Source organism: Mycolicibacterium canariasense (assembly GCF_002101555.1).
Classification (GTDB): domain Bacteria; phylum Actinomycetota; class Actinomycetes; order Mycobacteriales; family Mycobacteriaceae; genus Mycobacterium; species Mycobacterium canariasense.
Genome location: NZ_LQOL01000112.1, coordinates 1 through 10,305 on the forward strand (window position 1 = coordinate 1; position 10,305 = coordinate 10,305).

General features: G+C 66.3%; 11 protein-coding genes. 1 reads left to right on the plus strand and 10 read right to left on the minus strand.

From position 1 onward, the window contains the following. The first annotated feature begins 650 nt into the window (after nt 1-650). Nucleotides 651-1,262, plus strand: a complete 612-nt coding sequence (locus tag AWB94_RS33855; protein WP_062655463.1) for an FMN-binding negative transcriptional regulator — start codon at nt 651-653, stop codon at nt 1,260-1,262. A 69-nt stretch (nt 1,263-1,331) separates the two neighbouring features. Here AWB94_RS33855 and AWB94_RS33860 read toward each other — a convergent pair whose 3' ends face one another. The 10 genes from AWB94_RS33860 to AWB94_RS33905 form a co-directional block, all read right to left on the minus strand. After that, nucleotides 1,332-3,161: a CocE/NonD family hydrolase gene (locus AWB94_RS33860; RefSeq protein ID WP_109762038.1), complete on the minus strand. Its 1,830-nt coding sequence runs from the start codon at nt 3,159-3,161 to the stop codon at nt 1,332-1,334. 21 nt (nt 3,162-3,182) lie between these two features. After that, nucleotides 3,183-4,202 (minus strand): tetratricopeptide repeat protein, encoded by a 1,020-nt coding sequence (locus tag AWB94_RS33865; RefSeq protein WP_062655465.1) that lies wholly within the window; start codon nt 4,200-4,202, stop codon nt 3,183-3,185. Nucleotides 4,203-4,312: 110 nt separating this feature from the next. After that, a complete protein-coding gene (locus AWB94_RS33870; RefSeq protein ID WP_062655466.1) occupies nt 4,313-4,792 on the minus strand; it encodes a hypothetical protein in 480 nt (159 codons plus the stop codon). A gap of 5 nt (nt 4,793-4,797) precedes the next feature. Beyond that, nucleotides 4,798-6,258, minus strand: coding sequence for an adenosylhomocysteinase (ahcY, locus tag AWB94_RS33875; RefSeq protein ID WP_062655467.1), 1,461 nt, complete (start codon nt 6,256-6,258; stop codon nt 4,798-4,800). A 110-nt stretch (nt 6,259-6,368) separates the two neighbouring features. Next, complete coding sequence (gene alkX, locus AWB94_RS33880; protein ID WP_109762036.1) at nt 6,369-7,001, minus strand: TetR family transcriptional regulator AlkX; 633 nt, start codon at nt 6,999-7,001, stop codon at nt 6,369-6,371. A gap of 38 nt (nt 7,002-7,039) precedes the next feature. Then, complete coding sequence (locus tag AWB94_RS33885; RefSeq protein ID WP_024454349.1) at nt 7,040-7,222, minus strand: rubredoxin; 183 nt, start codon at nt 7,220-7,222, stop codon at nt 7,040-7,042. Continuing rightward, on the minus strand, nt 7,219-7,392 hold the full coding sequence (locus AWB94_RS33890) for a rubredoxin (protein WP_084395036.1): 174 nt from the start codon (nt 7,390-7,392) through the stop codon (nt 7,219-7,221). Before AWB94_RS33890 ends, AWB94_RS33885 begins: the two co-directional genes overlap by 4 nt. Nucleotides 7,393-7,394: 2 nt before the next feature. Further along, on the minus strand, nt 7,395-8,642 hold the full coding sequence (locus AWB94_RS33895; RefSeq protein ID WP_062655468.1) for an alkane 1-monooxygenase: 1,248 nt from the start codon (nt 8,640-8,642) through the stop codon (nt 7,395-7,397). 104 nt (nt 8,643-8,746) lie between these two features. Continuing rightward, nucleotides 8,747-9,913, minus strand: a complete 1,167-nt coding sequence (gene mftD, locus AWB94_RS33900; RefSeq protein WP_062655469.1) for a pre-mycofactocin synthase MftD — start codon at nt 9,911-9,913, stop codon at nt 8,747-8,749. 11 nt (nt 9,914-9,924) lie between these two features. Next, nucleotides 9,925-10,305: SPASM domain-containing protein (locus tag AWB94_RS33905; protein ID WP_133058233.1), on the minus strand; the 381-nt coding region annotated here is incomplete at its 5' end.

Here is a 10,305-nt window from a genome sequence, read left to right on the forward strand (position 1 = left end):
CACACCCAGCCAACCAGACACCCCAATCACAGGCCGACAGCAGCTGACCGTTCTACACCCTCAATCATGAAGAGCCCGATATCTTGGCGTCAGCGACGCTTGCAGGGCACACCGTGTCGTTGAGCAAGCCGCTGTCCGACGGCCGGGTCCTGGTGGAGTTCGTCGGCCCTCCGGATGTTGCGAGAAAGCTCGGATTGGATGGAGACCCATACACGGGATGGACCGGACTGGTTGCGCCCGATGCATTGGACGACATCCGCGTCGAGGAGACACGTCGTGTCTGAGCCCGTCGGTCTGCAGTAGCTCCGCACCGCCGGTATCGCAGCTCCAACGTTGATAGCGAAGCGCACCAAAGTGGTTCGAAATCAGTTCGATGGACATCGATCCGAACGATATCGACGCTTTGAAGAGCCTTGCTGCACGTACTCTGCGGGAGTATCCCGAAGTATCTCTGCAACTGCTCTCCAAATCAGAGCTCATGAGTCCCTCGGAACGTCCGCAAGTGCCTTGCCCAGAACGTGACATCACCGGCGATATCGCAGTCGCGTCTAGCTACCTCTAGTCACGATCTCGATGACCGCTCGGACCTTCCGGGTATCTCACCCCAAAACCCCTTGCCCACCACCCACCCCGTCCCGGACCCTTGACCCATGTACGTCCCCGCCCACTTCGCCGCCGACGACGCCTCCGTCGATGACCTGCTCACCCGGCACGGCGCAGCCGACCTGATCACCGCTACACCCGAGGGCCTGGTCGCCACCATGCTGCCGTTCGTCTACGACGCCGGGCAGCGCACGTTGCAGGGGCACGTGGCCCGCAACAACCCGCAGTGGCAACTGCCGGTCCTCGGTGAGGCGCTGGTGATCGTCCGCGGATCGGACTCCTACATCTCCCCCAGCTGGTACGCGTCCAAGGCCGAGCACGGCCGCGTCGTGCCCACCTGGAACTACCTGACCGCACATGTGTACGGCACCGTCACCGTGCACGACGACCCGGCCTGGCTGGACGCCCTGGTGCGTCGGCTCACCGACAAGCACGAAGCCCACCGACCGCGGCCGTGGAGCGTCGACGACGCCCCGGAGAAGTACGTCAGCGGCCAGCTGCGCGCCATCGTGGGCATCGAGATCGCCATCACCCGGATCGAGGCCAAGTTCAAACTCAGCCAGAACCGCCCGGCCGCCGATATCGACGGAGTCATCAACGGGCTCAAGGACTCTGGGGATGACGACGGCGCTGAAGCTGTGCAGCGGTTCCGGCCCTGACCGCCAGCACGAACGTGAGCTTGAGTGCGAAAACTGCGAACGAAGTGATACCCAAGCTCACGTTCGCGCTCAGCCGGCCGGGATGATCGGCAGCGTGATCGACGACGGATGACCCGGATCGTGCAGGATCGTCTGCACGGCAGGCAGGGTCCGGGCATCCTGGCCGAAGGACGCCCCGGTGTCGGGATTCGGCGCGAACTGCGGGTAGTCGCTGCTGGAGATCTCCAGGCGCACCCGATCACCCGCCCTGAATTCATAACTGGTCGGCCAGATCTGGATCCGCAGCTGGTACGGTCGGCCCGGCTCGATCGGCGAAGGCTGCGACAACGAGTCCCGAAACGCGGTCCGCAGGATCCCGTTGTTCAGGTTCACCGCCTGCCCGTCAGGCTTCACCACGACGAGTTTGGCCGTGAAATCCGTGTCGACCGCCGACGACGACGCCCACAGCGTCACCGTCGCGGGCCCGGTGATCTCCGTGTCCTGGGACAGCGGCGCCGAGTCGTACACCAGCACATCGGAGCGCTGTTCCACCGGCGTCTGGTCATAGGGACCCTGCGGCCCCGACAGTGCACCGCAACACGAATGCCCGCCCAGGCTCGGCGCCGGATAGGCCGGGTCATAGGTGTAGGTGTCCGGCCCTTGCGCTGCCTGCAGCACCGGCTGCAATGAACCCTTGCGCTCGGCCAGTCCGCCATTGCCCGACAGGTACCAGTTCACCCATTGGGTCTGCGGCAGTGGCCACCCCGTGGCCTGGCGCCAGGTGTTGGCGCCCATCACGAAATAATCGACGCGCGGTTTACCGCCGATGCCGTTGTCGATGCCCTTGAGGAAGTGGTCATACCACTGGAGCATCAACTCGTTGATCGGGCTGTTGCCGACCGGACCGATATCGGAAAGCATTGGCGCCGGACGAGAGTCGGGCCGGCCCCACGCCACGTGATCCCACGGCCCGATCACCAGACGCTGGTTGGCGCGCGCGACATCGCTGCCGCCGCGGGCCGTCATCCCGGCGAAGTTCTCCACTCCACCGGCCAGGAACGCGTCGTACCAGCCCTCGAAATGCAGCACCGGGATCCGCACCGAGGGATACCGGTCCCGGATGCTGACGGCACGCCAGAAGTCGTCGCGGGAGCTGTGCCGTATCCAGTCGAAATACCACGGCGCGACGGCCGGGTTGTTCGGCTGCATCGGCGGAAGATCTTTGAAGGGGCGGAAATTCAGCCAGCGTGTCGGATCGGCCGCCGCCGCTTCCAGACGCGCCAATGCCGCCTGATCCTTGCGGTTGCGGGCCGCGGTGCTGGCAATGGAGTCGATGGCCCACGGCTGCACGAACGCCAACCGGAACTCCCCACCCTCATAGGTCCAGCCGTCGTAGTAATCCGAGGCGGTGTTCGCCGGGACGATGGTGACCAGGTGTGGCGGCGCGGTGACCGCGGCAAGCCACTGGGTGGCACCGACATAGGACGAGCCGTACATCCCGACCTTGCCGTCAGAGCCGGGCAGGGCGGCGGCCCACTCCACCGAGTCGTAGCCGTCGTTCATGTCATTGGTGAACTCGCTGAATGTGCCACCGGAGGCGCCCTGGCCACGCACATCCTGCACCACCACCAGATAACAGTGCGTGGCAAACCAATCCGGTGACTGGTAGCGCGACGGCGCCACCTGGGCCCCGGCCTTGCCGTACTGGGTGCGCATCAGGATCACCGGAACCGGGCCGGTGTGCCTGGGCCGGTAGACATCGGCGCGCAGCACCACCCCGTCGCGCATGGTGGCCGGCACGTCGCGCTCAGTGTCGACGGCGCACGGCCCCCGCCCGGACGCGGACGGGAACGGTGTCGGTGCCGGGTTCCGACCCTGGCTGCAGCCAGTGACCAGGAGCAGAACGGTTACCAGCAGCACGGCGGCTCGCACAGTCGCAGCCTACTGGCCGACCACCCAGCCCAACACCGTCAAACCGATCATGCCCAGCAACAGCACAGGCCCGAGAACCGCTGCCGACGACGGGGCGCCGACGACGGCGATGATCACCCCGATGCCGGCGGCGACGACCAAGAACAGCAGCCGCAGGGCCAGGACGAGCCGCTCCCGTAGGACCGCAACCAGCGTCGGACCGGGTACATTGCACACCACCCAGATGAGCACCCCACCCAAGACGAGGCTCAACACCGCAGCGAAAACCCTTGGCACCAGGGTGGAGTGGTGCAATTCCTGCACATTGCCCACGAATATCAGGGCGGTCGCCAGGAATACCACCGATGCCGTCGCCGGCCTGAGCACCCTGATCAAAACGGCCCCGATGCTGTCACGCACCGCCGGGCCCAACCGCGGATCGAGTCGGCCGGCGCCGAGGAAACCGCTCAGCGCCTTGGTCAACGATCCCCAGCGCAGCCTGGTGACGGCCAGGTTGTGCATGGCTGCCGCGTGACCCGGTTCCAGGCGCAGCGCGTGGTGGTAATCGGCCTCGGCCGCGGATCGATTCACCGTCCGCAGCGCGATGTCGCCGCGCAGCACCAGGGCATCCGCCGATGCGGGATTCAACCGCAACGCCTCATTGATCACCGGGAACGCCTCGCGGTCGAACCCGGCCTGGTGCAGCAGCCGCGCATAGACGGAAAGCGCGAGGGGGTCATCGGGGTGCTCGGTCGTAGCCCGCCACGCCAGTTGAAGTGCTTCCTGGCGCCGACCCAGCCCGTACAGCGCCAGGGCGTACACCCGCTCGAGGTAGGCATTGCCGGGCATCACGCCAAGCCCGGCGTGGGCGGCCGACGCGGCTCCCCCGTAATCCCTGAGCCCCAGCCGTGCCTGCGCATATCGCGCCAGCAACAGGCCGTTACCCGGATCGCGAGTCAACGCCGCCTGCAACACCTCGACGGCGCGTTGGTAATCCCCCGCATCAAGATAGGCGATGGCGGCGTCACCGGCACCAGCGGCGGTCGACATCACCGAGTCCTTCGCCGCACCGTCTCCGCAGCATGCCGAATCTCTGCTTCGCCAGCCATCATTCGCCCCCCTCGATCGCTGAGCAGAATTCTACGCAGCGCCGGGACCGGCTAATCCAGGCTTGTCGCCTGCAACACCAAAGTGGCGTGGCTGCGGTCCAGGAACGCGTAGGTGCTCGTCGCCGGCGGCGTCGAGAAACCGTTGTCGAGCCGTTCCCCGGTGAGAAACGGGCCTTGCGGCACTTCGCCGCTGAGTTCGTCACGCACCCGCGGCTTGCGGCCGTTGTCGGTGGGCTGGAACAGCTTCATCATGGCTTCGGTCACCTCCGGCGACAGCTTCACCACGGCATCGGTCCAACGCACCCCAGCGGTGGGAGCATCAGCACCGGCATCGTCGGCCCATTGCACCCACGAGACCGCTTGCGGCGCACCGATGGTGGGAAACACCGCGACCAAGGCCGGGATGTCGTGGCGCACCGGCACCGGCGGCTCGGGTGGCGGCTGAGATTCGTCGTTGCGGTGTGAGCAGCCGATCGCCGCGACGGCACACACTGCCGCCGCGGCGATCGTCCGCGTGAATCTGATCGGCACCAGGCTCAGTAGCGGTAGTGCTCCGGCTTGTACGGGCCCTCGACGTCGACGCCGATGTATTCGGCCTGGTCCTTGGTGAGCTTGGTCAGCCTGCCACCCAGCGCCTCGACGTGGATGCGGGCCACCTTCTCGTCCAGGTGCTTGGCCAGCCGGTAGACCTCGTTGTCGTACTCGTCGTTCTTGGTCCACAGCTCGATCTGGGCGATCACCTGGTTGGAGAAGCTGTTGCTCATCACGAACGACGGGTGCCCCGTCGCGTTGCCCAGGTTCAGCAGGCGACCCTCGGACAACACGATGATCGACTTGCCGTCCTCGCCGAAGACCCACTCGTCGACCTGCGGCTTGATGTTGATCCGCTTGGCGCCCGAGCGCTCCAGGGCGGCCATGTCGATCTCGTTGTCGAAGTGGCCGATATTGCCCAGGATCGCCTTGTCCTTCATCGCCTTCATGTGCTCGAGGGTGATGATGTCCTTGTTACCCGTCGAGGTGACGACGATGTCGGCGTCCCCGATGGCCTGCTCGACGGTCACCACGTCGAACCCGTCCATCAGCGCCTGCAGCGCGTTGATCGGGTCGATCTCGGTGACCTGGACGCGGGCGCCCTGGCCGGCCAGCGACTCCGCGCAGCCCTTGCCGACGTCGCCGTAGCCGCAGATCAGCACCTTCTTGCCACCGATCAGCACGTCGGTGCCGCGGTTGATGCCGTCGATCAGCGAGTGCCGGGTGCCGTACTTGTTGTCGAACTTGCTCTTGGTGACCGAGTCGTTGACGTTGATGGCCGGGAACGCCAGCTCACCGGCGGCCGCGAACTGGTAGAGGCGCAGCACACCGGTGGTGGTCTCTTCGGTGACGCCCTTGACCGACTCGGCGATCTTCGTCCACTTGGTCTTGTCCTTCTCGAAACCCTTGCGGACCAGGTCGAGGAAGACCTTCCACTCGGCCGAGTCGTCTTCCTCGGCGGGCGGGACCACGCCGGCCTTCTCGTACTGCGCGCCACGCAGCACCAGCATGGTGGCGTCCCCGCCGTCGTCGAGGATCATGTTGGCGGGCTCGCCCTCCCAGGTGAGCATCTGCTCGGCGGCCCACCAGTACTCCTCCAGCGTCTCACCCTTCCAGGCGAACACCGGGGTGCCCTTGGGCTCCTCCGGGGTGCCGTGCGGACCGACCACCACGGCCGCGGCGGCATGGTCCTGGGTGGAGAAGATGTTGCAGCTGGCCCAGCGGACCTGCGCACCGAGCGCGGTCAGCGTCTCGATCAGCACGGCGGTCTGCACGGTCATGTGCAGCGATCCCGAGATCCGCGCGCCCTTGAGCGGCTGGACGTCGTGGTACTCGCGGCGCAGCGCCATCAGACCCGGCATCTCGTGCTCGGCCAAACGAATTTCCTTGCGGCCGAAATCGGCCAGCGACAGGTCGGCGACCTTGTAGTCGATGCCGTTGCGGACATCAACCTTCAGCTCAGACATGTAAGAGCCCCTCTTTTTTTGAACCGTCAATGACTGTCGGCGGCACAGCTGTGCCCCGAGGACACCTCTAGCCTGCGGGCTCGCGGGACAGGCGCTCGGCGCTCTGACAGCTAAGGGGTGTCCATAACACCGTATCGTTCGGCGAACGGTGACATAAGCCGGGCCAGGTCACGGGCCACATCGTGGTCGGCCTCCGGCGGCATGGACACATAACTCATGGCCAGCCGGACGATGGCGCGGGCCAGCACCCCGGCGTCCTCGTCGCTGGACCGGATCCAGCTGGTCTGGAACGTCTCCTGCAGCCGCGCCGAGCAACGGGTGATGATGGGCCCGCTGCCGATGGTGATGATCTGCAGCAGGTCGGGCTTGGCGGCGCCGGTCAGCAGCGAGATGACCAGCGGGTCGGACGCCGAGTCCGCGAAAAAGGCCCGGAAGCCCTCCAGGAACGCGTCATACACCCGGCCGACGTTGTGATTGATGGCATGCGCGACGGCGTCGACCAGGCGGTCGGCCAGCCGCAGCGCGTACCCCTCGGCCAGGCCCTGCCGTGAGCCGAATTCGTTGTAGATGGTCTGCCGGCTGATCCCGGCTGCCCGCGCCACGTCGGTGAGGGTGATCGAGGACCAGTCCCGCACCAGCAGCAGCTCGCGCATGCCGTCCAGGATGGAGTCCCGCAGCAGCACCCGAGATGCCTCGGCGTACGGCACACGTGGCGCCGTACGCCGAGGCATCGAAGTGTCCATAGGGGCGAGGTTATCGCCTAACCCCACCCAATCGGCGGTCAAGGCCTGGAGACCTCGACCATGTCGAAGTCGGATTTCGCCGCTCCGCAGTCCGGGCAACTCCAGTCGTCGGGGATGTCATCCCAGCGGGTGCCGGGGGCGATACCGTCTTCCGGCCAGCCCTTGGCCTCGTCGTACTCGAAGCCGCACTGGATGCAGACGTACAACTTGTAGTCGCTCATGCCCTCGCGCCGATCTCTTCGAAGTCGACCTTCTCCCGGACCGCACAGTCCGGGCAGGTCCAGTCTTGCGGCACCGCACCCCACGGTGTTCCTGGCGGAAACCCTTCGCGCGGAGCGCCCTTGGATTCGTCGTAGACGTAGTCGCAGCCGGGACACTTGAAGGCGCTCACGCTCATGCCCTCTGCTCTTCGCGCTCATCGCCGGCCCCGTACTTGGCCAGCACCTTGTCCCGCATCCGCGGATGGATGTTGGCGCGGGTGATATCGCCGTCGTAGTGGGCGAGCACCCGGTGGTCCATCACCTTGCGCCACAGCGGCGGGAAGTAGGTCAGCCCGATCATCGAGGCGTACCCGCTGGGCAGGTTCGGCGCACCGTCCATGCTGCGCAGAGTTTGGTAGCGCCGCGTCGGGTTGGCGTGATGATCGCTGTGCCGCTGCAGGTGGTAGAGGAACAAGTTGGTGACGATGTGGTCGGAGTTCCAGCTGTGCACCGGCGCACACCGCTCGTACCGGCCGGACTCCAGTTTCTGCCGCAACAGCCCGTAATGCTCCAGGTAGTTGACGGTCTCCAGCAGGGCGAAACCGTAGATCGCCGAGATCAGGATGTACGGGATCAGACCCAGACCGAAGATCGCGATCAGGGCGCCGTAGAACACCACCGACATCGCCCAGGCATTCAGCACGTCGTTGGTGGGGTGCCACTTCGACTTTCCGGCGCGTTCGAGCCGCTTGGCTTCCAGCTCCCAGGACGACTTCAGGCTGCCCCACACGCTGCGCGGCAGGAACTCCCAGAACGTCTCGCCGAACCGCGCCGAGGCGGGATCCTCCGGGGTCGCGACGCGGACGTGATGCCCCCGGTTGTGCTCGATGTAGAAGTGGCCGTAGCAGGTCTGGGCCAAAGTGATCTTGGACAGCCAGCGCTCCAGCGAGTCCTTCTTGTGGCCCATCTCGTGGGCGGTGTTGATACCGACCCCGCCGAGCACCCCGACCGAGAGGGCCAGGCCGATCTTGGCCGGCCAGCCCAGCCCGCCGTCGAACCCGAGCCAACTCAGGTCGGATGCGGTGAACAGGTAGGCGCCCAGGATCACGCTGGCGTACTGGAACGGGATGTAGATGTAGGTGCAGTAGCGGTAGTACTTGTCGTTCTCCAGCCGTTCCATCACCTCATCGGGCGGGTTCTGGCCGTCCGGCCCGAAGAACCGGTCCAGGATCGGCAGCAGCACGTAGACCAGGATCGGCCCGATCCAGAACGGGACCTGGGCCGCGGCCGACCAACCGGCGTGGTTGAACGCCCACACCACCGGCAGCATCACGAACAGTGCCGTTGGCGCGATCAGACCCAGCAACCAGAGGTAACGCTTGCGGTCCCGCCAGTCGGCGGCAGGCACCGGCTGGGCTCGAAGATCGGTTTGCGACGTCATCGTCAGTCAACTCCTCCTGTGAGTGGCATCACCGTTGAGGTTGACTATAGACCGCTGTTTGTCCGATGTCTAGACAAATGTCGATGTTTTGTAAACAGTGCGGATCAGGTTCCCAGGGCGCGGGTGAAGCCGTCCGGTATGACGAGGTCGGATGCCCCGAGGTCGTGCACCGAGGACAAACCGAGCCCCAGCAATGCCGAGTCGATGCCGCCGCGCAGGATGTCCAGCACGTTCTCCACTCCGTCCTGACCTCCGGCGGCCAGACCCCACAGGTAGGCCCGGCCCAGCATCACGGCGCGGGCACCCAGGGCCAGCGCCTTGACCACATCGCTGCCGCGGCGGATGCCACCGTCCAGCACGACCTCGATCTCAGAGCCGACGGCCGCGGCGATCGCGGGCAGCGCCCTGATCGAGGCGGGCGTGCCGTCCAGGTTGTTGCCGCCGTGATTGGAGACCGAGACGGCGGTGACACCGGCATCGACGGCACGCTTGGCGTCGTCGACGCGCATGACGCCCTTGAGCATGAACGGACCGCCCCAGCGCTCCCGCAGCCACGCAACGTCGGCCCAGGTTGGTAACGGCGTCTGCATCCACTCGCCGTAGGCGCCGAAGAACGTCGGCGCAGCGGTTCCGGGTTCGGCCAGATTGGGCGCCGTCAGGTCGGGCACCCGGCCGGTGCGGGCGAAGTCCAGCAGCCAGCGCGGCCGCCGCAGCCCCTCCGGCGCGAACCGGGCCATCGCCTTGAGGTCCATGCGTTCCGGGATCTTGGGACTGCCCCAGTCGCGTCCGTGCGAGAACGACCAGTCGGTGGTGAGGATCAACCCGACGGCGCCGGCCGCGCGTGCCCGTTCCATCCGGGCCTCGAGTCGGTCGCGGGTCCCGGTCCAGTACATCTGGAAGAAGGTCTGCGGGTTGGCCGCGGTCACCTCTTCGATGGACTTGCTGGCGAACGACGACAGGCTCATCGCGGTCCCGCGGGCCGCGGCGGCGCGCGCCACCGCCACCTCGCCGTCGGGATGCACGGCCTGCACACCGGTCGGCGAGATGAAGACCGGCAATGAAATCGACTGGCCCATCACGGTTATGGCGAGATCACGCTTGCTCGACAAACCGGCCACGTGGGGTGCGAAGCCGAGTTCGGCGAACGCCGCGGTGTTGTCCGCGACGGTGCTGCCCTTCTCCGAGCCGGCCAGCAGCGCGCTGTAGACACTCTTCGGCAGCCGTTTCGCGGCGCGCCGTTGCGCCTCGGCCACGGTCTCGAACCATGCCATCGTTTCGCTCCTTACAACAATTCACCGACGGGGTTGACGTCGCACACCCGCCTGGGCTTCTTCAGCACCGTCAGCGGCAGCGACCGGGAGTGGTCCACGGCCGGGCGCGGGATGGAGCGCTCGACGCTCAGCGCAGATTCGCCGTAGCCCTGGACACATTCGGGATCCGGGCCGTCCATCGGCAGGCCGGTGAAGAACTTCGCGGCCATACAGCCACCGCGGCAGCTGTCGAAGTGCGCACAGGACGCGCACGCGCCGCCGGTGGTCGGGTTGCGCAGTTCGCCGAACAGCTTGGAGTTCTGCCAGACATCGGCAAACCCGTTGCTGGTGAGCACGTTTCCGGCCAGGAACTTCTCGTGGATGGCGAACGGGCAGGCATACACGTCGCCGAC

Bases quoted from the DNA above. Each gene is read 5' to 3' on its own strand.
- AWB94_RS33855 (WP_062655463.1), top strand. From the start codon at position 651: ATGTACGTCCCCGCCCACTTCGCCGCCGACGACGCCTCCGTCGATGAC.
- AWB94_RS33865 (WP_062655465.1), bottom strand. From the start codon at position 4,202: ATGTCGACCGCCGCTGGTGCCGGTGACGCCGCCATCGCCTATCTTGAT.
- ahcY (WP_062655467.1), bottom strand. From the start codon at position 6,258: ATGTCTGAGCTGAAGGTTGATGTCCGCAACGGCATCGACTACAAGGTC.
- alkX (WP_109762036.1), bottom strand. From the start codon at position 7,001: ATGGACACTTCGATGCCTCGGCGTACGGCGCCACGTGTGCCGTACGCC.
- AWB94_RS33885 (WP_024454349.1), bottom strand. From the start codon at position 7,222: ATGAGCGACTACAAGTTGTACGTCTGCATCCAGTGCGGCTTCGAGTAC.
- AWB94_RS33895 (WP_062655468.1), bottom strand. From the start codon at position 8,642: ATGACGTCGCAAACCGATCTTCGAGCCCAGCCGGTGCCTGCCGCCGAC.
- mftD (WP_062655469.1), bottom strand. From the start codon at position 9,913: ATGGCATGGTTCGAGACCGTGGCCGAGGCGCAACGGCGCGCCGCGAAA.